22 protein-coding genes, 1 tRNA gene and 1 other RNA gene are annotated in these 24274 nt (G+C 69.6%); 12 read left to right on the forward strand and 12 right to left on the reverse strand.

What is annotated here, in order from left to right:
* Nucleotides 1-149: 149 nt before the first annotated feature.
* Both AC4D2F_RS03340 and def read left to right on the forward strand, forming a co-directional pair.
* The gene (locus AC4D2F_RS03340) at nt 150-1322 is read left to right on the forward strand and encodes an acyl-CoA dehydrogenase family protein (protein ID WP_104165329.1); all 1173 of its coding nucleotides are present in this window, start codon (nt 150-152) and stop codon (nt 1320-1322) included.
* A 5-nt stretch (nt 1323-1327) separates the two neighbouring features.
* Nucleotides 1328-1900, forward strand: coding sequence for a peptide deformylase (gene def / locus AC4D2F_RS03345; RefSeq protein WP_490909486.1), 573 nt, complete (start codon nt 1328-1330; stop codon nt 1898-1900).
* 29 nt (nt 1901-1929) lie between these two features.
* On the opposite strand, the gene AC4D2F_RS03350 is transcribed toward def, so the two are convergent.
* Complete coding sequence (locus AC4D2F_RS03350; RefSeq protein ID WP_104165333.1) at nt 1930-3222, reverse strand: MFS transporter; 1293 nt, start codon at nt 3220-3222, stop codon at nt 1930-1932.
* 562 nt (nt 3223-3784) lie between these two features.
* An RNA gene (gene rnpB / locus AC4D2F_RS03355) (RNase P RNA component class A) lies at nt 3785-4183 on the reverse strand.
* Between the two features lie 80 nt (nt 4184-4263).
* On the opposite strand from rnpB, the gene AC4D2F_RS03360 reads away from it, so the two are divergent.
* A complete protein-coding gene (locus tag AC4D2F_RS03360; protein WP_490909487.1) occupies nt 4264-5025 on the forward strand; it encodes a YaaA family protein in 762 nt (253 codons plus the stop codon).
* Nucleotides 5026-5033: 8 nt separating this feature from the next.
* On the opposite strand, the gene AC4D2F_RS03365 is transcribed toward AC4D2F_RS03360, so the two are convergent.
* The 3 genes from AC4D2F_RS03365 to AC4D2F_RS03375 all read right to left on the reverse strand — a co-directional run bounded on the left by AC4D2F_RS03365 (nt 5034) and on the right by AC4D2F_RS03375 (nt 7746).
* Nucleotides 5034-6005 (reverse strand): reverse transcriptase-like protein, encoded by a 972-nt coding sequence (locus tag AC4D2F_RS03365; protein WP_306738388.1) that lies wholly within the window; start codon nt 6003-6005, stop codon nt 5034-5036.
* Entirely contained in the window at nt 6002-6751 is a 750-nt protein-coding gene (locus AC4D2F_RS03370; protein WP_104165337.1) for a zinc ribbon domain-containing protein, read from the reverse strand. Before AC4D2F_RS03370 ends, AC4D2F_RS03365 begins: the two co-directional genes overlap by 4 nt.
* A gap of 86 nt (nt 6752-6837) precedes the next feature.
* Nucleotides 6838-7746, reverse strand: a complete 909-nt coding sequence (locus AC4D2F_RS03375; RefSeq protein WP_104165339.1) for a Nif3-like dinuclear metal center hexameric protein — start codon at nt 7744-7746, stop codon at nt 6838-6840.
* A 105-nt stretch (nt 7747-7851) separates the two neighbouring features.
* Between AC4D2F_RS03375 and msrA the strand changes: the two genes are divergently transcribed.
* The 3 genes from msrA to epsC all read left to right on the forward strand — a co-directional run bounded on the left by msrA (nt 7852) and on the right by epsC (nt 10056).
* Nucleotides 7852-8376, forward strand: a complete 525-nt coding sequence (gene msrA / locus AC4D2F_RS03380) for a peptide-methionine (S)-S-oxide reductase MsrA (protein ID WP_104165340.1) — start codon at nt 7852-7854, stop codon at nt 8374-8376.
* A 111-nt stretch (nt 8377-8487) separates the two neighbouring features.
* The gene (gene cysK, locus AC4D2F_RS03385; protein ID WP_104165342.1) at nt 8488-9423 is read left to right on the forward strand and encodes a cysteine synthase A; all 936 of its coding nucleotides are present in this window, start codon (nt 8488-8490) and stop codon (nt 9421-9423) included.
* A gap of 45 nt (nt 9424-9468) precedes the next feature.
* Nucleotides 9469-10056 (forward strand): serine O-acetyltransferase EpsC, encoded by a 588-nt coding sequence (epsC, locus tag AC4D2F_RS03390; protein ID WP_104165343.1) that lies wholly within the window; start codon nt 9469-9471, stop codon nt 10054-10056.
* 77 nt (nt 10057-10133) lie between these two features.
* On the opposite strand, the gene gnd is transcribed toward epsC, so the two are convergent.
* A complete protein-coding gene (gnd, locus tag AC4D2F_RS03395) occupies nt 10134-11570 on the reverse strand; it encodes an NADP-dependent phosphogluconate dehydrogenase (RefSeq protein WP_490909488.1) in 1437 nt (478 codons plus the stop codon).
* A gap of 229 nt (nt 11571-11799) precedes the next feature.
* Between gnd and rlmN the strand changes: the two genes are divergently transcribed.
* Both rlmN and AC4D2F_RS03405 read left to right on the forward strand, forming a co-directional pair.
* Nucleotides 11800-13026, forward strand: coding sequence for a dual-specificity RNA methyltransferase RlmN (gene rlmN, locus AC4D2F_RS03400; protein WP_490909489.1), 1227 nt, complete (start codon nt 11800-11802; stop codon nt 13024-13026).
* A gap of 90 nt (nt 13027-13116) precedes the next feature.
* A tRNA-Val gene (locus AC4D2F_RS03405) sits at nt 13117-13192 on the forward strand.
* Between the two features lie 90 nt (nt 13193-13282).
* Here AC4D2F_RS03405 and AC4D2F_RS03410 read toward each other — a convergent pair.
* The 6 genes from AC4D2F_RS03410 to AC4D2F_RS03435 form a co-directional block, all read right to left on the reverse strand.
* Entirely contained in the window at nt 13283-14314 is a 1032-nt protein-coding gene (locus tag AC4D2F_RS03410) for an acyltransferase family protein (protein ID WP_490909490.1), read from the reverse strand.
* A 511-nt stretch (nt 14315-14825) separates the two neighbouring features.
* Nucleotides 14826-15038: a hypothetical protein gene (locus AC4D2F_RS03415; protein WP_146067370.1), complete on the reverse strand. Its 213-nt coding sequence runs from the start codon at nt 15036-15038 to the stop codon at nt 14826-14828.
* A 46-nt stretch (nt 15039-15084) separates the two neighbouring features.
* Nucleotides 15085-15681: a hypothetical protein gene (locus AC4D2F_RS03420; protein WP_490909491.1), complete on the reverse strand. Its 597-nt coding sequence runs from the start codon at nt 15679-15681 to the stop codon at nt 15085-15087.
* A 115-nt stretch (nt 15682-15796) separates the two neighbouring features.
* On the reverse strand, nt 15797-16732 hold the full coding sequence (locus tag AC4D2F_RS03425) for an NAD-dependent protein deacetylase (RefSeq protein ID WP_104166688.1): 936 nt from the start codon (nt 16730-16732) through the stop codon (nt 15797-15799).
* 23 nt (nt 16733-16755) lie between these two features.
* On the reverse strand, nt 16756-17220 hold the full coding sequence (locus AC4D2F_RS03430) for a redoxin domain-containing protein (protein WP_104165355.1): 465 nt from the start codon (nt 17218-17220) through the stop codon (nt 16756-16758).
* A gap of 3 nt (nt 17221-17223) precedes the next feature.
* Nucleotides 17224-17643: a DUF3052 domain-containing protein gene (locus AC4D2F_RS03435; protein ID WP_104165356.1), complete on the reverse strand. Its 420-nt coding sequence runs from the start codon at nt 17641-17643 to the stop codon at nt 17224-17226.
* A gap of 347 nt (nt 17644-17990) precedes the next feature.
* Between AC4D2F_RS03435 and aceE the strand changes: the two genes are divergently transcribed.
* From aceE to AC4D2F_RS03455, 4 genes are all read left to right on the forward strand, one after another.
* The gene (gene aceE, locus AC4D2F_RS03440; protein WP_490909492.1) at nt 17991-20744 is read left to right on the forward strand and encodes a pyruvate dehydrogenase (acetyl-transferring), homodimeric type; all 2754 of its coding nucleotides are present in this window, start codon (nt 17991-17993) and stop codon (nt 20742-20744) included.
* Nucleotides 20745-20859: 115 nt separating this feature from the next.
* Complete coding sequence (locus AC4D2F_RS03445) at nt 20860-22176, forward strand: PucR family transcriptional regulator (protein ID WP_490909493.1); 1317 nt, start codon at nt 20860-20862, stop codon at nt 22174-22176.
* Between the two features lie 78 nt (nt 22177-22254).
* Nucleotides 22255-23220 carry an ACP S-malonyltransferase gene (locus tag AC4D2F_RS03450; RefSeq protein WP_490909494.1) on the forward strand — a complete coding sequence of 322 codons (966 nt, stop codon included), beginning with the start codon at nt 22255-22257 and terminating at the stop codon, nt 23218-23220.
* Nucleotides 23217-24272, forward strand: coding sequence for a beta-ketoacyl-ACP synthase III (locus AC4D2F_RS03455; protein ID WP_104165363.1), 1056 nt, complete (start codon nt 23217-23219; stop codon nt 24270-24272). The genes AC4D2F_RS03450 and AC4D2F_RS03455 overlap by 4 nt, the downstream gene beginning before the upstream one ends.
* Nucleotides 24273-24274: the final 2 nt, after the last annotated feature.

Consider the following 24274-nt stretch of genomic DNA (forward strand, 5'->3'; position numbering starts at 1 on the left):
AGTCGTCAGGGATGATCCTGACCACGTATGCCGTCCCGGAGATCGTCCGGGGCGGCATACGTCATTCAGGCCCCATCAAGCCCAAGCCCTGGAGAACGGCCGTCCCGGCCTGCGCCTTCACGGCTGCGAGCATCCGAAGGACCCACGTCATGGAACGCACAGTGTTCGAAGAAGATCACGAGCTCTTCCGCGATGTCGCCCGCGAGTTCAACGACCGCGCCGTCGCTCCCCACTACGCCGACTGGGACCGGCAGCACCTGATGGACCGCTCGGTCTGGACCGCGGCGGGTGAACAGGGACTGCTCGGGCTCGCCGTCCCCGAGGAGTTCGGCGGAGCGGGGATGCCGGACTACCGGTTCCGGACGGTGCTGGACGAGGAGTTCGCCCGCAGCAATCACCTCGCCGTCGGCCTCGCCTTCCACCTGCACGACGATCTCGTCCTCCCGCACCTGCTCGCCTACGGTTCGGACGACCTCAAGGAGCGGTGGCTGCCGGGCATGGTCTCCGGTGAGATCGTGACGTCCTGCGCGTGGACCGAGCCGGGAGCCGGCAGCGATCTCCGTGGCATCCGGACCAGGGCGGTACGCGACGGCGACGACTGGCTGATCAGCGGTCAGAAGGTGTTCATCGGCAACGGGATCAGCGGGGACGCGTCCCTCGTGCTCGCGCGCACCGATGGCAGCTCCGGACGGGGCTCGAGCGACTCGTTCTCCCTGTTCATGGTGAGCAAGGGCGAGGGCTATGCGCCCGGCCGCCAGCTGGACAAGATGGGCCTCCGCGCATCCGACACCGCCGAGCTCTTCTTCGACGACGTGCGCGTACCCGGCGCCGATCTCGTGGGCGAGGTGGGCCAGGGCCTGCGCTACAGCCTGGAGCAGATCCCGCAGGGCCGCCTCGGCATCGCCGTCGCCTCCGCTGCGCTCGCGCGCGCAACCTACGAGCAGACGCTGCGGTACGTGACCGAGCGAAGTGCGTTCGGCGAGCGGGTGCTCGATTTCCAGAACACCCGCCACGTGCTCGCCGACATCCTCACCGAGGTGCAGGTGACGGAGACCTTCGTCGATCAGGCGGTGCTGGCCTTCAACGCCGGCGCACTGACGCCCACGGGCGCCGCCCAGGCCAAACTATGGGCGAGTGAGCGGGCCAAGTCCATCACGGACCGCTGCCTCCAGTTGCACGGCGGGTACGGCTACATCCTCGAATACCCGGTCTCGCAGGCGTTCCTCGCCGCGCGGCTGCTGACGATCTTCGGCGGGACCAGCGAGATCATGCGCGAGTCCATCGGCCGATCGATCGCTGACCGCCCCACCCAGAACAGGTAGGTTCCATGACCGTCCACCCCATCACGATCGCCGGCGAGCCGGTCCTGCACCGGCGCGCCCTCCCTGTGGAGGCGTTCGACGACGCGTTGCGCGCCCTCATCGCCGACATGTTCGAGACGATGGACGTCGCCAACGGGGTGGGCCTCGCCGCCCCGCAGATCGGCGTGGGGTTGCGCGTCTTCGTCTACGGGATGGAGAACGACGACGACGTCGCCCCGCGCGGTGTCCTCGTCAACCCGACGCTCGTGACCTCGAAGGTTCCCGGATCCGATCCCGATCCTGAGGATGAGGCGGAGGGCTGCCTGTCCGTCCCGGGCGAGTCCTTCGCCCTCAAGCGGGCCGACTGGGCGCGGGTGTCCGGGTTCGACGGCGACGGCGTGCCCGTCGAGTTCGAGGCCACGGGGTGGTTCGCCCGCTGCATGCAGCACGAGTACGACCACCTGGACGGCCGGCTCTACGTGGATCGCCTCGACAACCGGCAGGGACGCAAGGCGAGCAAGGCGATGAAGAACAACGGCTGGGGCGTGCCCGGCCTCACCTGGCTGCCCGGCGTGGACCCCGACCCGTTCGGTCACTAGCAGGACCGGATCGGGGTCGGGTTCCGGCGTCAGGGCTTCCTCGCCGCTTCGACCCGGGCTGCCGGAGCCGGGGCCTGGGCGAGGTCCTCCAACCGCTTCACGCCGCGCAGGGGGCCCAACAGCGCCACCAGCGGAGCGGTGCACGCGATGAGGACCCCGATCAGGACCGCATCACGGATGCCGACGGTCTCCGCCAGGACTCCCGCCAGCAGGCTGGCGAGCGCGAGCATGCCCCAGCTCACCGTGCGCGACGCAGCCCCGAGACGGCCCATCATGTCCGGCGGGCACACGCGCTGGCGGAAGCTCGTACCGACGACGATGTTCCAGGAGACACTGGCGCCCATCACGAACATGCCGAGGAGTCCCCAGAGCATCCCGGCGCCGGGCGTGAGGATCAGGAGGGAGGCGTAGCCGAGCACGCCGGGCACCATGGACCAGCGCCACAGCGGCCCCGACCCGAAGCGCTCGCCCAGGGAGTTGGCCGTGACCCCGCCGACGGCTCCTCCGACGGACGACGCGGCCAGCAGCAGGCCCAGCCACAGTTCCGACTCCCCCAGGGTCCTCAGCACCAGCAGCACGAGCAGGGACGCGGAGATGTTGCCGCCGAGGTTCCAGAGCGCGGCGTTGAGCAGGAGGGCGCGCAGCGGGGCCGTGCTGAAGGTGTAGCGCAATCCGTCCCACATCTCCCGGACGATCCGAGGATCACTCCGCGGGCGAACCACTTCCTTCACATCGAGGCGCTGGATGGCCGCAAGCGCGATGACCGACGTCGTCACCTGAACGATCAGCGTGTTGGAGGCGCCGACCGCACCGGTGAGCCACCCCCCGGCGGAGCGTCCTGCCGCGTCCGCCGCGGCACCGGACCCGGTGATCAGGCCGTTGCCCTCCATGAGCTCGTCCGGGGTGACGGCCTGCTGCACCAGGGCGGCGTCCGCCAGCTGGAAGAAGACGCCGGCCACACCCGCGACGAAGGCGGCGGCGAACAGCAAGGGAGTGCTGAGGAAACCCCACCAGTAGCCGACGGGCAGGAGGGCGAGGACCAGGACGCGGACGGAGAGGGACGCGAGCATCACCGGCTTACGCGGCAGCCTGTCGACCCACACGCCGATGAGCAGCCCGCAGAGGAGCCAGGGCAAGAAGGTCATGCCGGCGAGGGCGGCGACCTCGAAGTTGCTGGCATCGAGTTCCACCGCGGCGATGACGGGCAGCGCCACCGCTGCGACGGCGTTGCCGAGCACACCGAACGTGCTGGAGACCATCAGCGCGCGGAAGTTCCCGTTGCGCACCAACAGGTGTCGTTCGGCAGCGCCCCCAGTGCTCATCCGATCACCCTAAGCCAGAGCTCCCCGTGTGACAGGCAGGCCGTGACTACTTGCCGGCCGATGGTTCATCGGGTCTTGACGAGTTCCCGGAGACCACCGATAATGTTTCGCCTGGGCAACGGATAAGTGGGACCGTTGTTCCCGATTCCTCCCTCGGCTTAGCCGGGGCCCTGCGATTGCAGCGTGATCGGCGGAAGCGCACCATGGAGGTGGGAGTGCGTCCCGCGGTCGTTCCCCCAGCAGTATCGCGGTCGACGAGCTCCCGAGGCGGCTATAGACGCCGGGCGGTCCCCCTACCTCTTGAGACCGGGTACGGGGGACCGTTTAATGACGGTGACCGCGCAGCCGGGTCGAGGCGAACGGGCCGACCCCGAGCCCCAGCAGAAGGCCGACCCGTTCATACCGCAGCGCTTGCGTACGAGACCCGCAGCGATGTTCACACAGTAGGACGAGCGGGGTCCCGCGACAACGTATGACGCGCCGGAGACCGTGCCGTGCTTCCGGATCGCACGGGGACCGCATCCGATCCGGGGAGCCGGCCGATGGGTGGACGGCAGGTCGAGGGATGGGTCGACCGATACGCCGGGTTCTGTCATCGCGCGCCGTCACCGACGCGCGAGTAGCGACCATCCATCTACGGACGCCGTTGCCGACGCCCTCCAGCGGCCTACCCGTGCACTCGGGCGGGCAGCCCTCGAGCGCGCACTGTCTGGCCTTGCTCCGGGTGGGGTTTACCGAGCCGCGCCGGTCACCCGGCACGCTGGTGGTCTCTTACACCGCCTTTTCACCCTTACTGCCCGCGCCGGCCGAAGCCTGCGGCGGGAGCGGTCTCTTTTCTGTGGCACTGGCCTGCGGGTTACCCCGAGTGGGCGTTACCCACCACCCTGCCCTGCGGAGCCCGGACGTTCCTCGGTGGAGCGGGTGCTCTCGCACCGTCCAACGCGGCCGCCTGGTCGACCCATCCAGCTCCCATTCTAGGTGACCGGGACACCGCCGGCTGCCGCGCACGGACGGCCTGCCCGGGTTGGATACAGTGGATCGGTGCTGATCCTGCTCCCCCCGTCCGAAGGCAAGTCCGCAGCCCGTACGGGTGCACCGCTCCACCTGGACGACCTCCACTTCCCCGAACTCAACGACGCGCGCAGGGCCGTGCTCGGCGCCCTGAGGGCCGCCAGTGCTGCAGACGACGCGCATGCGGTCCTCGGCGTCGGGGCATCCCTCGCCGAGGACGTGGCGAGGAACCTGGTGCTCGACCTCGCGCCCGCCGCTCCCGCCCACGACATCTACTCGGGGGTCCTGTACGACGCCCTCGGCTACGCCGGGATGACCGCCGTGCAGAGACGCAAGGCACGGGAGCAGTGCGTCGTCGTCTCCGCCCTGTGGGGAGCCGTGGCGTTCGGCGACCGGATCCCCGCCTACCGCCTGTCGATGGCGGTGGACCTCCCGGGCACGGGGCGGCTCGCCACCTACTGGAGGAAGCACCTCGCGGCTCCCCTGGCGCTCCACGCGGGCGACGGCCTGATCGTCGACTGCCGGTCCAGCACCTATGCGGCGGCCTGGACCTCGCCACCGCAACAGAGCGCCGCCGTCAACGTCTTCCAGATCCGGGACGGGAAGAGGACGGTCGTCTCGCACTTCGCGAAGCACACGCGGGGCGAGCTCGCCCGGCACCTGCTCACGCGGCGCGGCGCCGTCCCCGCGACGCCGGCTGCCCTGCTCGGGGCGGCCCGCGAGAAGTGGACGGCCGACCTGCAACCGGCCACCTCGCGGAAGCCCGCGCAGCTCGACATCATGCTCGACTGACGCCCCGCTCAGTCGGCGACGAGCTCCACCTCGAACCCCTCGGCGTTCTCGAGGTACGCGGCGTAGTGGTCGGGGCCGCCCGCGAAGGGATGACGGTCGGCGAACAGCAGCGACCAGCCGTGACTGGCTGCGCGGCGGACCAGGAGGTCGACGTCGGCGCGTGAGCCCGCGCGGAACGCGAGGTGGTTCACCCCTGGATGACGGCGGTCGTGGCCGCCCGCCGCGACATCCGGGCCGCTCTCCAGGACCACGTAGAACTCCTCGGAGCCGAAGCTCACGCCGTTCTTCCACGACTCCCTGCGGGGGAAACCGAGCCGCTCGAGCAGCCAGCCCAGGCTGGCGTCCGCCGCGGGAAGATCCCTCGTCCATACCTCGACGTGGTGCAACCGACCTGCACGGCGGGGCGCCTCCTGCACGGGGGCGTCGCGCGCCGTCGAGGGTGCGCTCGACGCCGCGGTCGAGGCCCCGGCGGTGGCGCGGGGCTTCCAGTCGACGCCGGCCATCCCGGCATCCATCGCCTCGTTGGAGAGCCGGTCGGCGTCCTTGTTCCGCTCGCGCGGGATCCATTCGTATGTCACGCGCCGCGGATCCAGGACCTTCCGCGCCCTCGCCGCCAGGACGCGCATGTCCGCGTGCTTGATCTGCCAGCGCCCCGACATCTGCTCGACGACGAGCTTGGAATCCATCTTCACGTGCACGGCCGCCTGCGGGTTGATCTCCCGGGCGAGCTCCAGTCCGGACACAAGTCCGGAGTACTCGGCGACGTTGTTGGAGGCCTTGCCGATGTAGGCCGCCTTCTCCACGAGGATGCGGCCCGTGTCGGGATCGCGCACGAGGGCGCCGTATCCGGCGTGTCCGGGATTGCCCCGTGACCCGCCGTCGGCCTCGACGACGAGGCGCGCGGGGAGGTCCTGCCGCACGTGGTCCTGGGCCGCGTCCTGGTCCTGCGCATAGGGGTCGAACAACTGCTGATCCGTCACGGCTGCTGGTTTCCCCAGTCACTCGAGCGGACGAGGATGCAACCCGAGTCGGGGCAGAGGACGACGTCGTCGGGCGCGGCCGCGGAGATGTCGGCGAGATCGCCGGGGCTCAGTTGCATGCCCGATCCCTCGGACTTGCCGTGGAAGAGCCGCGCGGCACCCACGCCGCGACGGGCGAGGATCCGCTCGTAGATCGTCAGGAGCCCTGCGTCGAAGGTGGCGGCGAGCTCGTCCCGCTGCGCCTGCACCCGGGCGCGCTGGGCATCGACGTCGGCCAGTTCGGCGTCCCGGGCGTCCTCGAGGGCCTTGAGCTCGGCGCGGACGCCGTTCGTGCGCCCCTGCACCTCGGCCTGCGCGGCCCGCGCCGTGTCCACCCGCTCCATGACATCGAGTTCGACGTCTTCGAGGTCCGACCGCCGCTTCGTGAGGGTGGCGACCTCGTGCTGCAGCGCGGTGAGGTCCTTCGAGGTCCCGGTTCCGCTGTTGAGCCGCTTCTCGTCGCGTTCGAGCCGGTTGACGACGGACTGGACCTCGTCCTCCGCGCGGGTGAGCTCGCGCTGCAGGTCCCCGAGCTCGGTGGTCGCCCGGACGAGTTCGGCGTCCACGTCCGCCACCCGGCCGGCGACGATCCCGATCTCGGGATTGCTGCGCGCGGCGGCGGCCTGGCGGGCAAGCTTGTTGAGGGTCGAATCGAGGGCCTGCAGGTCGAGCAGGCGGAGTTGTTCCTCGGGTGCAGCCTTGGCCACGGTAAACCTCCAGGATGGGTCGGATGGGGCACGACGAGCGGGGGTGGGCGTCGTCCCAGCCTAGGCCACGCCGCCCGGGGCGGCGGTCAGTGACCGGGTGTGAGGACGAAGTCCCAGGGGTCGGTGTTGACCCCGCTCACCCGGATGTCCGTGGTGAAGCCCTGATCGGTGAGGACGCCGGCGAGGGCTTCGGCGGCGGGCGTCAGCCACAGCCACTCGCTGCCGAAGTGCGAGACGTCGATCAGGTAGGGCGTGGCACCGGCCGCTGCCTCCCGAACCTCCGACGCCGGGTGGTGCCGGAGGTCCGCGGTCACATAGACGTCGGCCCGGCTCGACCGGACGCGGTCGAACAGGGAATCGCCCGCGCCGCCGCAGACGGCGACCCGCCGCACCAGCGCGTCCTTGTCGCCGGCGACCCGCACACCGCCCGCCACGGCGGGAAGGATGGAGAACACCACTTCCGCGAAGTCACCGAGCGTCACCGGCGATCCGAGGTTCCCGACCCGGCCGATGCCCTCCTCGGGCAGCCCGTCCGCCGCCGGGGTGAGAGGCTGCACGTCCTGCAGGCCGAGGGCGTCCGCCAGCACGTCGGACACTCCGCCCACCGCGCTGTCGCCGTTGGTGTGGACCGTGACCAGGGCGCAGCCTGCCTCGATCAGCCGATGGATGGCTTCCCCCTTGAACCCCGACGCCGCGACGGAGGAGACGGGCTTGAGAAGCAGCGGGTGGTGGGACACGATCATCGTCGCGCCCCAGTCGAGGGCCTCGTCGAGGACGGCCGCCGTGGGATCCACGGTGAAGAGGATCCTGTCCGCCCGCTTCCCCGACCGGCCGGCCACGAGCCCCACCTCGTCCCAGTCCTCCGCGAGGCTCTCGGGCCATAGTTCCTCGATGGCCAGGAGTACGTCGCCGACGGTCGGAGCATGCATGCCCGGTGGTTCGGGTGCGTCGATGCCGGACGGAGCGACGCCGGAGTCGTGCTCGTTCTGGTCCATGACACCAGTAATACCCGCCGAAGCAGGGCCCGCCAAGTCCGCCCCGTCCACCGGCGGCGGAACAGGCGCGGGAATCATCGGCACGTGGCGCGCATTGACACAGTCATGAAGACTTTTGTGCTTGGAGGGGGCTGCTTCTGGTGCCTCGATGCCGTCTACCAGAAGACCCGCGGCGTGACGGAGGTCGTCTCCGGATACACCGGCGGCCATACGAGGCACCCGGACTACGACAGCGTGTGTTCGGGGATCACGGGACACGCCGAGGTGGTCGCGGTCAGCTTCGACGAGGACGTCGTGCCCGAGGACGTCATCCTGGACATGTTCTTCGTGTCCCACGACCCCACCACCCTCAACCGGCAGGGCTACGACGTCGGAACCCAGTACCGCAGCGTCATGTACTACCAGGACGCCGCGCAGAAGGAACTCTTCGAGGACGCCATCCGCCGCAACCAGGAGAACTGGAAGAACCCGATCGTCACGGAGGTCAGCCGGCTCCCCCATTTCCACGTCGCCGAGGACTGGCACCAGAACTACTACGCGAAGCACCCCGAGCAGGGCTACTGCCAGGTGATCATCAACCCGAAGCTCGCGAAGGCCCGGAAGTATTACGCCCAGTGGCTGGCCGCGTAGGAGCACCGGCGCCCGGCCGTTAGGCTGACCGCCGTCGCCCCGGGGCGCGCCCGCGCCGCCCCACCCACGACGACACCCCGTACGCTGAACCCCCGAAAAGGCAGGCTCCCCATGGCAAAGATCTACGACGACGTCACCCAACTGGTCGGGCGCACCCCCCTCGTCCGCCTCAACCGGCTGACCGAGGGACTCGGGGCGCAGGTCGCCGTCAAGCTCGAGTTCTACAACCCCGCCAACAGCGTCAAGGACCGCATCGGCGTCGCCATCATCGACGCCGCCGAGAAGGCGGGCGCCCTGCGCCCCGGCGGCACGATCGTGGAGGGGACCTCCGGCAACACGGGGATCGCCCTGGCGATGGTAGGGGCGGCCCGCGGGTACAAGGTGGTGCTGACCATGCCGGAGACCATGTCCACCGAGCGGCGCGTCATGCTCCGGGCCTACGGCGCCGAGATCGTCCTCACCCCCGGATCCGAGGGCATGCGGGGCGCCGTCGACCGCGCCAAGGAGATCGTGGCGACGACCGAGAACGCCATCTGGGCCCAGCAGTTCGCGAACGCGGCGAACCCCGAGATCCACCGCACCACCACCGCCGAGGAGGTCTGGGAGGACACCGACGGCGAGGTGGACATCTTCGTGGCCGGTGTGGGCACCGGCGGGACGATCACCGGCGTGGGCCAGGTCCTCAAGGAGCGCAAGCCCGGCGTGCAGATCGTCGTCGTCGAGCCCGCCGACTCGCCCATCCTCAACGGCGGCGCCCCCGGCCCGCACAAGATCCAGGGCCTCGGCGCCAACTTCGTCCCGGACAACCTCGACCGCGACATCTACGACGAAGTGATGGACGCGACCGTGGAGGACTCCGTGCGGGTGGCCCGCGCGCTCGGGACCCAGGAGGGCATCCTCGGCGGGATCTCGTCGGGGGCCATCGTCTGGGCGGCGCTCGAACTCGCGAAGCGCCCCGAGAACGCCGGTAAACTCATCGTGGCCGTGGTGTGCGATTTCGGCGAGCGCTACATCTCCACCATCCTGTTCGACGACATCCGCGGCTGATCCCGCCGCGACGTCCGTCCCAACCACTCCACGAAAAGGTAGCCGGTGAGCTTTCTAGAACGACTGCGTGAGGACCTCGAGACCGCGCGCACCCACGATCCGGCTGCGCGTGGCCCGTTCGAGACCACCGTCGTGTACTCGGGGCTGCACGCCATCTGGGTCCACCGCCTGACCCACCGCATGTGGCGCGACGAGAGGCTCCGATTCCCCGCTCGCGCGCTGGCCCAGCTGGCGCGCGCCCTCACCGGCGTCGAGATCCACCCGGCGGCCACCATCGGTCGTCGGTTCTTCATCGACCACGGGATGGGGGTCGTGATCGGGAGCACCGCGGAGATCGGCGACGACGTCATGCTGTACCAGGGCGTCACCCTGGGCGGACGCTCGCTGGAGAAGGTCAAGCGCCATCCCACCATCGGGGATCGCGTCACGATCGGCGCGGGCGCGAAGGTCCTCGGGCCCATCACCATCGGTGCGGGCAGCGCGGTCGGCGCGAACGCCGTCGTGGTCAAGGACACGCCCCCGGACTCGATCATCACCGGCATCCCGGCGACGTTCCGCCACCGGGACTCGCGCCGGGAGACACAGCCGGCCGTCGACCCCGCGGAGTACGTGGACCCGGCCATCTACATCTGACGCGGCACCGTCGGACGACGAGAGCCCCGGACCTCGGTCCGGGGCTCTCGTCGTCCGTGCCGTCGCTGACGGCCCGGTCAGTGGGTGTCGACGGCCTCGATCTCGGACTTGTCCTCGCCCCACAGCGTGTGGAAGGTGCCCTCGCCGTCGACCCGGTTGTAGGTGTGCGCGCCGAAGAGGTCGCGCAGGCCCTGCGTCAGGGCGGCCGGCAGGCGCTTGCGGCGCAGGCCGTCGTAGTAGGCCAGCGACGCCGAGAAGACCGGTACGGGGATGCCCAGCTGGACGGCGGTGGCGACCACGCGGCGCCAGGCCGGCACGGCGCCGGCGATCGCCTCGGCGAAGGCGGGGGCCAGCAGGAGGTTGGCCGGGCGGTCACTGCCGGCGTACGCCTTCATGATGTCGTCGAGGAGCTCGGCGCGGATGATGCAGCCGGCCCGCCACAGGGACGCGATCTCGTCGAGCCTCAGGTCCCAGCCGTACTCCTTCGCCGCGGCCGTGAGCATGTCGATGCCCTGCGCGTAGCTCACGAGCTTCGAGGCATACAGCGCGAGTCGGACATCCTCCACGAACGTGTCCGGGAGCTCCACCGTCCCCTCATGCCCCTGCAGGACGTCCTGGGCCTGGAGGCGCTGCTCGAGCTGGGAGGACAGGGCGCGCGCGAAGACGGACTCGGCAATGCCCGACGTCGGGCTGCCCAGTTCCAGCGCCGACACGACGGTCCACCGGCCGGTCCCCTTCTGCCCGGCGGCATCGACGACGACGTCGACGAACGGCCTGCCGGTGCGCGCGTCCGTGTGGCCGAGCACCTCGGCGGTGATCTCGATGAGGAACGAGGACAGCGTCCCGGCGTTCCAGTCCGTGAAGATCGTCGCCTGGTCGGCCGGCTCGATGCCGGCGCCGGAGCGCAGGAGGTCGAAGGCCTCCCCGATGACCTGCATGTCCGCGTACTCGATGCCGTTGTGCACCATCTTCACGAAGTGGCCGGCGCCGTCCGTGCCGATCCAGCGGCAACAGGGCTCCCCGTTGTACTTGGCGGAGATCTTCTCGAGCATGGGACCCAGCGAATCGTAGGCCTCGCGGGACCCGCCGGGCATGATGGACGGGCCCAGGAGCGCACCCTCCTCCCCGCCGGAGACACCCACACCGACGAAGTGCAGGTCGTGCGCGGACAGGGCCGCCTCACGGCGGCGGGTGTCCTCGTAGTGGGAGTTGCCGCCGTCGATCACGATGTCCCCGGGCTCCAGCAGCGGCACCAGCTGCTCGATCACGGAGTCCACCGGCTTGCCGGCCTTCACCATGATGAGCACCCGGCGGGGCTTCTCCAGCGCGTCGACGAGTTCCTGCATGGTCTCCGTGCGGATGAACTCGCCGTCCCCGCCGTGCTTCTCCAGCAGGGCGTACGTCTTCTCGTTGGATCTGTTGTGCAGGGCCACGGTGTAGCCGTTGCGGGCCAGGTTGCGGGCGAGGTTGGCTCCCATGACTGCCAGGCCCGTGACGCCGATCTGTGCGCTCAATGTGTTCTCCGTCGTTGGTCGACTGCATGCAACGCGCTGCATGTGCCGGTGCTTCGGGCGCGTTCCCACGCGGCTCCTCCGGTCGCTTTCACACTATTACCGTCGCGCTGCGCGCCGCCACACCCGCGGGCCCCCGCGGCGTTATGTGTCGCCCGGCTCACGCATTCCGTGAGCTGTCCACCGTGCCCCCGGCTGGGACGCTGGTGCCATCCGTGAAAGAATGATAAGGATGTCCGACGTTACCGTTACCCCTCCTGCCCTTGCCCCCGCCTCCTCGCGCCCCCAGGTGCGCCCCGAGGTGGAGGGCGCCCAGCCGATCGTCGCCAGCGACGGCAGGCCGCTCCTGCAGTTCAAATCCCCGCGGGTCAGCCAGCCGCCGGTACACCTGGCGGACCTGACCCTGCCGGAGCGGCAGGAGCGGTTGAAGGAACTGGGACACCAGGGCTTCCGCGCCAAGCAGCTGTCCACTCATTACTTCTCGCATTACAGCACCGACCCCGCGGCGATGAGCGATCTGCCGAAGGCCGGGCGCGAGGAACTGGTCGCGGCCATGTTCCCGCCGCTGCTCACCGAGGTGAAGCGCCTGACCACGGACAACGGCGACACCATCAAGTTCCTGTGGCGCCTCTTCGACGGCGCCCTCGTGGAGTCGGTGCTGATGCGCTACCCGGGCCGGGTGACGCTCTGCGTGTCCTCCCAGGCCGGCTGCGGCATGAACTGCCCGTTCTGCGCGACCGGCCAGGCGGGCCTGACGCGCAACATGTCGACCGCGGAGATCGTCGACCAGGTGGTCGCCGCGAACCGCGCCCTGGCCGAGGGCGCCCTCGGCGACCTGCGCACGGACGGCGGGCACGACGCCGACCGCGTCACCAACATCGTCTTCATGGGCATGGGTGAGCCGCTGGCGAACTACAAGCGCGTCATGGCCGCCCTCCACCGCTTCGTGGACGACTCCCCCGAGGGCCTCGGCATGTCCGCACGCAACATCACGGTGTCGACGGTCGGCCTCGTGCCGGCGATCAACAAACTCGCCGCGGAGTCCCTCCCGGTCACCTTCGCGCTGTCCCTCCACGCGCCCGACGACGAGCTCCGCGACGAGCTGATCCCGGTCAACACGCGCTGGAAGGTCGACGAGGCGCTGGACGCCGCCTACAACTACTACCGGGTCACCGGACGGCGCGTCAGCATCGAGTACGCGCTCATCAAGGACATGAACGACCACCCCTGGCGCGCGGACCTGCTGGCGAAGAAGCTCAACCAGCGCGGGCGCGGCTGGGTGCACGTCAATCCGATCCCGCTCAACCCCACGCCCGGATCCATCTGGACGGCCTCCGAGAAGAGCGTCTCCACCGAGTTCATCAACCGGCTGCGGGACGCCGGTATCCCGACGACGCTCCGCGACACCCGCGGCAAGGAGATCGACGGCGCGTGCGGCCAGCTCGCCGCCGAGGAGTAGGCGTGCCAGGATTGGCGCGGACGATCGGCGAGCCGGTATAGTCGATCCTCGTGATGCCGCCCTGGCCGATGGTCCGGTGTCACGGGATGAGGGTCTTTAGCTCAGCTGGTAGAGCGCCACGTTTACACCGTGGATGTCATCGGTTCGATCCCGGTAGGACCCACCACTCGAAACCCCGCCATTCCTGGGACGACTCCCGGGATGGGCGGGGTTTTCTGCTGCCCGCGTCATTCCCGGGCAGCAGGAAACCCCGCGATCAGGTGGCGCGTGGCATCCCGAGAAACACCTGGGAGAGTGGTGTCCGATGGAGGATCATGGCGACAGCCCACGGCAGGACCAGCGCCGCAACCAGTACCCAGAACGACCTCTCCGTGTCCGGTACGGCAAGGAGCCACAGAACGTAGGTGTGGGTCAGCACCACCATCAGGCAGCCCGCAGCAAACCTTTCGGACAGGACATGGACCGATCCGGGCAGCAGGGGAAAGACGCCCTCGAGCATCAACAGGAGGCCGACGGTGATCAGCACCGCTACGACAACACTGAGAACCGGCGTGCCGAGCTCGCCGTACTTCATGTCCAGTGGTGCCGACACCCCAGCGACGACAGGCACGACCCCCACGACGAGGCACACCGCCCCGACCCGGACCGGCCGGCGCACCCGACTGCGGAGGTGCTGCAGTGCCTGACCCGCGAGCATGAAGACGAGCGCGGCGCCGGCCACCCCGATGGACAAGGGCAGCGGGGCGAGGACCTCCCTGAACACGTGCGTGACGACCGCAAGACCGACGATGAGCGCGGTCCGGAGGACGAGGGGGACACGCTCTAGTGCCCGGAACATGAGGGCCGAAAGAAACAGCGCGGTCATGAACCAGTACGCACCGAACGGTCCCGCGTTGAGGGACCCGCCCATGAGAGGCAGGATCACGGCTTCGGGTGCCAGCGACCCGCGCTGACGAAGGATGCCGACATGAACGATCAGGGTCACGGCCAACCATGCCAGGTACGGCGTCATGATCGTCCGGAAGCGTTTCTTCGCCTCCGTCACCTCCGCCCGTCGAGCACCCGGCCGCCGAGTCCTCCAGAGGTATCCGGCGAGCAGGAAGAACACAGGGACGTGCCACGTGTAGAGCCCTGCGTCGACGAGCGGACCCGACCAGACATGCCCGGCGACGACACCGACGACCGCGAGGACACGCAGAGCGTCAATGGCTCCGGATCGGGTCGCTGTGGCGCCTGGTGCTGGTGCGCGCAGGGTCGCCACGTGCTCCTCCCGGTCGAAGTGGTCCATCCCAAGGTAAGCGTGGCCCCTTGAGGTGCGGGTTCACAACCTTCGCTGCCGCGAAGGTGGAGTAGCGCTTTCGTCGTCGCCGTGTCTACGGTGCCGGATTCTCTCCGCTGCCTCCCGTCCACCGCAGGTCTGGGCGAAGTCCGCGATCGGCCGGCCCTGCCCATGGGGTGAGGACACGACGGCACGGACCACGCCCGCGGCGTCGGACAGTTCCAGACTGTCCCGGAGCCGACCGAACGCGTCGGTACAGCATACGAAAGGAGCCCCGCACGGGCGGGGCTCCTTCTGCGTTCCAGGTGCACGGCTGCAGTCAGCGAGCGGCCTGGAGTTCGTGGGCCTGGCAGTCCTCGCAGAAGAGTGTCTCGCAGAGCTCTCCGCAACACTGGCAACGGTGCTCTGTGTAGCTCATAGGTGCGACAGTAATGGCTCGGCCGGTGCACCACCCGAGAAGCGGGTACTCGACCTGCACACCGCGGGGACAAGTAGTCCGGGGTCCCCGCTGCGGCGACGGTCAGCGCTTCTTCAGAACGGCAATCAGCCTCCCGGCCAGGACGATGAGCATCAGGGACGCGCCGACCACGAAGAGAAGGGCGAGCCACAGAGCCGGCCCGCCGTCGTCGTCGACGCCGAGACCCAGCCTGCGGGCGGCGATGCACAGAGCGATCATGCTCGCGCCCGCCACGAAGACCGCCGTCCTCCGATCCCACCGCCACTGTCCCAGCACGCCGTCCACTCTAGCCGCAACCTGACCGCAACGGGCTCGCGCGCTCCTACCGCTGCGCCTCGACCACGCCGACCGGCCTGCCGTCGGCGAAGGTGACCACGTAGTCCTGGCCCATGATGCCGACGACGCACTCCTGCGCCCCGGTGAGGCGGCAGTCCTCGCCCGCATCGGGCGACGTCGGCGGGTCCTCGAAGATCGGTTCGAGGAGCTCGGGCGCGATGCCGGGGGGCGTGGGCTCGAAGAACGGGATGGACCCGGGCCGCAGGCAGGTATGGGGATCGGCGGGATCGGTCCACCAGGCGCCCTCCTCGGTGATCGGGCACTGCGGGGAGGGAGGCGGAGGCGGGACCTCCGACAGGAGGTCGCCCTCCGGTCCGGCGTCGACGGGAGGCGGAACCTGGACCGTCGTCGTGGTCACCGGAACCACCTCGACCGGGTCCTCGGTGGATGCGCCTACGGCAGGAGGACCATCCGCGGCCCCGGGGACCGCAGGAATCGCCATCGACGGGGTGGTCGCCGCGCCGGGGCCTGCCACGGCGTGGTCCGCGACCGTCCCGCCCTGGACGTCCAGCGCCAGGGGTGCCGCGACCAACGCCGCGGCGGATCCGAAAGCCAGCAGAAGAGATCGTGTCGTGTGCCGCATTGTTCCACCTTGCTTGAGAGACCTGATGGACCGACGCTACAGCGGTGCGTGCGGTGCCGACACCGAAGCCACTACTCGGACGGAAAGTTGACTACCTGGGGACGCAGTGCTCTCCCTACGGCTGCGTCAGGTCCGGGAGCCGTCCGGCGAGGTAGGTGAGCGCCTCGGAGACACCCGCCTCGATCTTGAGCGAGGCGAACTCGTCCCCGCGCGTCCATCCGCGGTTGATGATGACGACGGGCTTGCCCGCCTTCGCCGCGTGGCGGACGAACCGCAGCCCGCTCATCACGGTCAGCGAGGAACCGGCGACCAGCAGCGCGGCGGCGGCGTCGACCATGGCGTACGCGTCGGCGACGCGGCCCTTGGGAACGTTCTCGCCGAAGTACACGAAGTCGGGCTTGAGCATGCCGCCGCACGCGGGGCACGGGGCCATCAGGAAATCGCCGGTGTCGTCCACGTCGGCATCGGCGTCGGGGGCGATGTCCCCGGCGCCGGACTCCCGCTCGAGGTAGCCCGGATTCAGTGCCTCGAGGATCTCCGCGATCCGGGACCGCGCAAAGAGTGAGGCGCACTGCAGGCACACCACGCGGTCGAACGTCCCGTGCAGGTCGATGACGTTGATGCTGCCGGCCGAGGAATGGAGCCTGTCGACGTTCTGCGTGATGAGGCCGGACAGCAGGCCCCGCTGCTCCAACCGGGCGACGGCGGCGTGCCCCGCATTGGGGTCGGCCCGGCGGAGGTGCCGCCACCCCAAGTGGTTGCGCGCCCAGTAGCGGCGCCGGAGCGCCTCGTCACCGACGAACTGCTGGTAGGTCATCGGGTTCCGGGGCACCGACTGCGGGCCGCGGTAGTCCGGGATGCCGGAGTCGGTACTGAGCCCGGCACCGGTCAGCACGACCAGTCGCAGCCCGCCGAGCAGGGCGACGGCCTCGTCGAGGGGGCCGAGCTCGGCCGGCTGCAGCGCCGGGAGGACCGACGCCGGGGGCTCGCGCACGAACCCCGTCAGCCCGAGCCCCGGGTTCGATTCCGGTCCGGGCAGGTCGTCACGCATCCGCATGCCGCCGCCCGGACCGGTCACAGGGCCGCTTCGACCGAGCTCAGCGCCTGGGCGTAGTCGGCGATCGGCCGGCCCTGCCCATGGGGTGAGGACACGACGGCACGGACCACGCCCGCACCATCGAGCACGTAGCTGACGCGTTCGGCGTAGCCCTGCTCCTCGTCGAACGCCCCATAGGCGCGCGTGGTCGCGCCGTGCGGCCAGAAATCGGCCAGGAGGTCGAAGGAGATGTCATTCGCGTCGGCGAAGGCCCGCAGCGTGTACTTGTGGTCCACCGAGACCGCCACGAGCGTGACGCCGGCGGCGTCGAACAGTTCCAGACTGTCCCGGAGCTGGCCGAGCTCGTCGGTGCAGACGCGGGAGAACGCGAAGGGGAAGAAGACGACGACGGAGCCGCCGACAAGGGACGACCGCGTCACGGTCTCGCCGAACTGGTTCGCCAGGGCGAACCCGGGTGCCACCGTTCCGACGTCGAGGGGCACGTCCTACTGCTTCCGGCGGTTGACGAGCCGGGTGGCGGCCCATTCCTTGGACACACCGGCGGAGGACGTGGAGTGCAGTCCTGCCGTCGGGGCGGCTTCCTGGATGTCGGCGGGCGGTACGTATCCGGGCCGGCCCGACTTCGGGGTGAGGAGCCAGACGACCCCGTTGCCGCCCAGCGAGGTCAGGGCGTCCACGAGAGCGTCCACCAGATCGCCGTCGCCGTTCCGCCACCAGAGGAGGACACCGTCGACGACGTCCTGGTCGTCCTCCGTGAGCAGTTCGGACCCGATGCCGTCCTCGAGGGTTTCGCGGAAGTCGAAGTCGACGTCGTCGTCGTACCCGAGTTCCTGGACAAGATCCCCCTGCTTGAAACCCAACTTGCCTGCCACGTCGACCGCGGTGGCGGCTTCAGCCTCGCTCACTTGTCTCCTCCTGGAAAGACGGGACTGTCGCCCGACGGGTCCTGCTATAGATGTGCATGTCTACCAGCCAACACCTTTCTGCGCCCAGCATCAAGCCAGCGGGCGGATTTCGGGTGCGGCGCCGCCGCGCACGCCCGGCTCTCCTGCGGGGACGCCCCCTACACGCCCTCGGCGTAATCTGTCCGGCGGCCCGGCTCCCGCTACGCATCGGGCGCACGGCGGCGATAGAGTAAGGCACTATATGGCCTGGGTGGCTTACGCCGGGCATACATCTCTGCGCGGGCCTACGAGCCGTGTGCAGGCATAAAGCGACACAGACAGAATCTGTGGAAGTGGAGAGACATCACGTGGCTGCAGAACAAGGTACGGCGGACATCCTCAGCGGTCTGACCGTTGGCAAACCCGACGGGGACCCCGAGGAGACCGCCGAGTGGATCGAATCCCTCGACGAGCTGATTCGCGTCCAGGGCACCGAACGTGCGCAGTACATCATGCGCTCGCTCCTCCAGCGGGCCGGCGCCCAGTCCGTCGGCGTGCCGATGGTCACGACGACCGACTACGTCAACACGATCCCGGCGGACCAGGAAGCGGAGTTCCCGGGCGACGAGGAGATCGAGCGCAAGTTCCGCGCCTGGATGCGCTGGAACGCGGCCGTGATGGTGCACCGTGCGCAGCGCCCCGAGATCGGCGTCGGCGGTCATATCTCGACGTACGCCGGCGCGGCGACCCTCTACGAGGTGGGCTTCAACCACTTCTTCAGGGGAAAGGACCACCCGGGCGGCGGCGATCAGATCTTCTTCCAGGGACACGCCTCCCCCGGCATGTATGCGCGTGCCTACCTCGAGGGACGCATCACCGAGGAGGACCTCGACGGGTTCCGTCAGGAGAAGTCGAAGGAGGGCCACGCCCTCTCCTCCTACCCGCATCCCCGCCTGATGCCGCACTTCTGGGAATTCCCGACCGTGTCGATGGGCATCGGCCCCATGAACGCCATCTACCAGGCGCAGTCGAACCGCTACCTGCACAACCGCGGCCTGAAGGACACCTCGGAGCAGCAGGTCTGGGCGTTCCTCGGCGACGGCGAGATGGACGAGCCCGAATCGCGCGGCCTGCTCCAGCTCGCCGCGAACGAGAACCTGGACAACCTCAACTTCGTGATCAACTGCAACCTGCAGCGCCTCGACGGGCCGGTCCGCGGCAACGGCAAGATCATGCAGGAGCTCGAGGCCTTCTTCCGCGGCGCGGGCTGGAATGTCATCAAGGTGGTCTGGGGCCGCGAGTGGGACTCGCTGCTCGCCAAGGACCACGAGGGCGCGCTGGTGGACATCATGAACCAGACGCCCGACGGCGACTACCAGACCTACAAGGCCGAGTCCGGCGGCTTCGTCCGTGACCACTTCTTCGGCAAGTCGCCCGAGACCAAGGCCATGGTCGAGGACCTCACCGACGCCGAGATCTGGAACCTCAAGCGCGGCGGCCACGACTACCGCAAGGTGTACGCGGCGTACAAGGCCGCCACCGAGTTCAAGGGCAAGCCGACGGTGATCCTGGCGAAGACGGTCAAGGGCTACGGCCTGGGCCCGCACTTCGAGGGCCGCAACGCGACCCACCAGATGAAGAAGCTCACCAACGCCGACCTGAAGGCGTTCCGCGACCACCTGCGGATCCCGGTCACCGACGAGCAGATCGACGACGACCTCTACAACGCCCCGTACTACCACCCGGGCGCCGACGCACCCGAGATCAAGTACATGCTCGAGCGCCGCCGTGAGCTCGGCGGCTTCGTCCCCGAGCGCCGGACCAAGCACGCGGACGTCGTGCTGCCCGGCGAGAAGGCGTACGAGACCGCCAAGAAGGGGTCCGGGAAGCAGATGGCCGCCACCACCATGGCGTTCGTGCGCATCCTGAAGGACCTCATGCGCGACAAGGAGTTCGGCAAGCGCATCACGCCGATCATCCCTGACGAGGCACGCACCTTCGGCATGGACTCGTTCTTCCCGACGGCCAAGATCTACAACCCCAAGGGCCAGAACTACCTGTCCGTGGACCGCGACCTCGTCCTCGCCTACAAGGAGTCGATCCAGGGCCAGATCCTCCACGCCGGCATCAACGAGGCGGGATCCATGGCAGCCTTCACGGCCGCCGGCACCGCCTACGCCACCCAGGGCGAACCGCTGATCCCGATCTACGTCTTCTACTCGATGTTCGGTTTCCAGCGCACAGGCGACTCCATCTGGGCCGCAGCCGACCAGATGGCGCGGGGATTCATCATCGGGGCGACCGCCGGACGCACCACGCTGACCGGTGAGGGCCTCCAGCACGCCGACGGCCACTCGCCGATCCTCGCCTCGACGAACCCCGCCGTCATCACGTACGACCCGGCGTTCGGCTACGAGATCGGGCACATCGTCCGCGACGGGCTCAACCGGATGTACGGGGACATCGGCGACAAGCCGGAATCCTTCCGCAATGTCATGTACTACATCACGGTGTACAACGAGCCGTTCCAGCAGCCCGGCGAGCCGGAGGAACTGGACGTCGAGGGCCTGCTCAAGGGCATCTACCTCCTGAAGCCCGCGAAGGTCGACGGACCGAGGACCCAGCTCCTCGCCTCCGGTGTGGCCGTTCCGTGGGCCCTCGAGGCGCAGCAGATCCTCGCCGACGAGTGGGGGGTCTCGGCCGACGTCTGGTCCGTGACCTCCTGGAACGAGCTGCGCCGCGACGGCCTGGACGCCGAGGAGGAAGCCTTCCTCAACCCGGGCGCCGAGGCACGCAAGCCGTTCGTCACGCAGCAGCTCGAAGGCGCCACGGGTCCGATCGTCGCGGTCTCCGACTTCATGAAGGCCGTCCCCGACCAGATCCGGCAGTTCCTGCCGAACGAGTTCGCGACCCTCGGAGCCGACGGCTTCGGCTTCTCGGACACCCGCGCGGCGGCACGCCGGTTCTTCAAGATCGACAGCCACTCCGTCGTGGTCCGGGCGCTCGAGATGCTCGCCCGCCGCGGCGAGGTCGACGCCAACGCGCCGAAGGAAGCGATCGAGAAGTACCGGCTGCTCGATGTGAACGCCGGAACCACCGGCAACACGGGTGGCGACGCCTAGGTCCCGGTTCCCCAGGGGGCGACGGCGGGAGCAGTGCATACTGCGCCCGCCGTCGCCCTTTTTGTAGCCTTCACACAAATGGGAGGCCACGGGCCGGAGACCGTATGCTCGGAGGATGCCGCAGCTTGACGACGTCCCTCCCAGCGTCCCGACGACGGGAGGGGCGACGAACGCGGGCGCCGCTCCCCCGGATCCGGCGACCGTCGAGAAGCTGCGCGCCACCATCGGGTCGCTGTCCACCGCGACGCTGCGGCAGCTCGACGCCGACCTGCCGTGGTACCGCGGACTGCGGCCCGACGAGCGCTCCGCGCTCGGGATGGTGGCGCAGAAGGGCATCGCGTCCTTCGTCAACTGGTACCAGAAGCCCGTCTCACCGGCCTGGGTCCTCAGCGACGTCTTCGGCACGGCGCCCACGGAGCTCACCCGTTCCATCAGCCTCCAGAAGGCCCTGCAGCTCATCCGCGTGGTGGTGCAGGTCGTCGAGGACCACGTGCCGTTCCTCGCGCCCGCCGCCGACCAGGGGCCCCTGCGTGAGGCCGTGCTCCGCTACTCGCGCGAGGTCGCCTTCGCCGCGGCCGACGTCTACGCCCGGGCCGCCGAGACCCGCGGATCCTGGGACACGCGGCTCGAAGCGCTCGTGGTGGACGCCATCCTGCGCGGCGAGAGCTCGGACGCCCTCCGCTCCCGGATCGCCGCCGTCGGGTGGAAGTCCCAGGCCCGCATTACGGTGATGGTCGGCAGCGCCCCGCAGGAACCCAACGCCGGCTTCCTCAACGAACTCCGCCGCGTGACCGGTCGGCTGGCCGAGGACGTCCTCGTGGGTATCCAGGGAGAGCGGCTCATCCTCGTGCTGGGCGGTGTCCGCGACGCGGACAAGGCGTATCCGAGGATCAGCGAACTCTTCGGCGACGGCGCCGTCGTGTTCGGCCCCGAGGCGGAATCGCTCGTCGCCGCGAGCAGCTCGGCCCAGGCGGCCTTCGCCGGGCTGACCGCGGCCCGCGCCTGGCCGGGCGCACCCCGGCCCGTCTCCTCCGAGGACCTGTGGCCGGAGCGCGTCATGTCCGGCGACGACACCGCGCGGCGCGCCCTGATCAGGATGATCTACCGCCCGCTCCTCGCGGCCTCAAACGGGCTGGAGCAGACATTGTCCGCCTACCTCAGCCTCGGGCACTCGCTGGAGGCCACCGCGCGGTCCCTCTTCGTGCACGCGAACACCGTCCGGTACCGGCTCCGCCGCGTCTGCGACGTGACCGGCTGGGATCCTCTCGTCCCCCGCGAGGCGTACGTCCTCCAGACGGCGCTGGTCGTCGGCCGCCTCGCTCCCGCCCAGGCGGCCGGCCCGGGAGCGGTGCTCGCAACGGGGCGTGCGGCACGTGCCGCACCCGCCGACCAGGGAGCGACGACGGCCGCCCCGCGCGCGGTGTCCTTGTAGACTTCCCACAAAGACCATCAGTGAGCTTGGTTCGGCCGAACACCCGATAATGCTCCGCCCATTTGGAAAGCTGGAAGAGTGCTTGCAATTGCCTGCCCCGGACAGGGCTCACAGACACCGGGCTTCCTGAGCCCCTGGCTCGAGCTCCCGGGAGTCCGCGAGCACCTGGAACAGCTCAGCGACCGCGCCGGCACGGATCTCATCCGTCACGGCACCGTCTCCGACGAGGAGAGCATCAAGGACACCGCCGTCGCCCAGCCGCTGATCGTCGCGGCCGGCCTCGTCACCGCGCGCCTGCTCCTCCAGGACCACCCGCTCACCGCGGCCACCGTGGTCGCAGGGCACTCCGTGGGTGAACTGACCGCCTCGGCCGTCGCGGGAGCGCTCAGCGAGGACGACGCCGTCGCCTTCGTCCGTGTGCGTGCCAATGCCATGGCCCAGGCCGCCGCCGCCCTGCCGACGGGCATGAGCGCCGTCCTGGGCGGCGATCCCGACGAGGTGGCCGCCGTGCTCGCGGACCTCGGGCTCACTGCCGCGAACGCCAACGGAGGCGGGCAGGTCGTCGCCGCCGGGACCCTCGAGCAGCTGGCGGCCCTCGCCGACGCTCCCCCGGCCAAGGCCCGCGTCATCGCCCTGAAGGTCGCCGGGGCCTTCCACACCGCTCACATGGCCCCGGCCGTGACGGCCCTCGAGGCACTGCGCCCCAGCCTCACGCCCAGCGACCCGCTCGCCACCCTCGTGTCCAACTATGACGGCCGGCCGGTCGCCGCCGGGGAGGGCAACCTGGACAGCCTGATCGCGCAGGTGTCGCGCCCGGTGCGCTGGGACCTCTGCATGGAGTCGATGCAGGCGATGGGTGTCACCGGGATGGTCGAGCTGTCGCCCGCGGGCACGCTGACCGGTCTGGCCAAGCGCGGAATGCGCGGTACGGCGGCACTCGCAGTAAAGTCGCCCGAGGACCTCGACGCCGCCCGCAGCTTCATCACGGAGCACTCGCGGACCCCGGACCTGGATCCGTCCCTTACCTCCGAAGGACCTCAGTGAGCATCACCGCCATCAAGCAAGCCCCCCTCCGCGAGCACACCCGCATCCTCGGCGTCGGCGCGTACCGGCCGGAGGTCATCGTCACCAACGAAGACGTGTGCCAGTGGATCGACTCCTCCGACGAGTGGATCCGGCAGCGGACCGGCATCGTCACCAGGCACCGTGCGCCCCGCGATGTCAGCGTCATCGACATGGCGGAGGCCGCCTCCCGTGAGGCGCTGGAAGCCGCGGGGATCGACGCGTCACAGCTCGGCGCCGTCCTCGTCTCGACGGTGACCCACCCCTACGCCACGCCGTCGGCGGCCGCGCAGCTGACCGACCGGCTGGGGGCGACGCCGGCACCGGCGTTCGACATCTCCGCGGCCTGCGCCGGCTACTGCTACGGCATCGCGCAGGGTGACGCCCTGGTGCATGCCGGCACTGCCGAGTACGTCCTCGTGGTGGGCGTCGAGAAGCTCTCCGACTTCATCGACAACGCCGACCGCACCATCTCGTTCCTCCTGGGCGACGGCGCCGGAGCCGTGGTGATCGGCCCCGGCGACACCGCGGGCATCGGCCCCTCCGTGTGGGGATCGGACGGCAGCAAGCACGAGGCCATCCGCATGAACCGATCCCTCATCGACGTGCGCGACTACGCCATCGGTGCCGTCGCCACGGACGCGGAGCGCGAGGCCGACGCCGACCGCCAGAGCCTGTGGCCCACCATGGTCCAGGACGGCCCCACGGTGTTCCGCTGGGCCGTCTGGGAGATGGCCAAGGTCGCCCAGAGAGCCCTCGACGCGGCCGGCGTGACCGCGGACGACCTCGCGGTGTTCCTCCCCCATCAGGCCAACATCCGTATCATCGATGAGATGGTGAAGCAGCTGAAGCTCCCCGAGCACGTCTACGTGGCGCGGGACATCGTGGACGCCGGCAACACCTCGGCAGCCTCGATCCCCCTCGCCATGCACCGCACCCTCAAGGAACAACCGACGCTCAGCGGGAAGCTCGCCCTGCAGATCGGCTTCGGCGCGGGCCTCGTGTTCGGCGCGCAGGTCGTCGTTCTCCCCTAGTT

The organism is Arthrobacter sp. TJ-263, assembly GCF_058269155.1.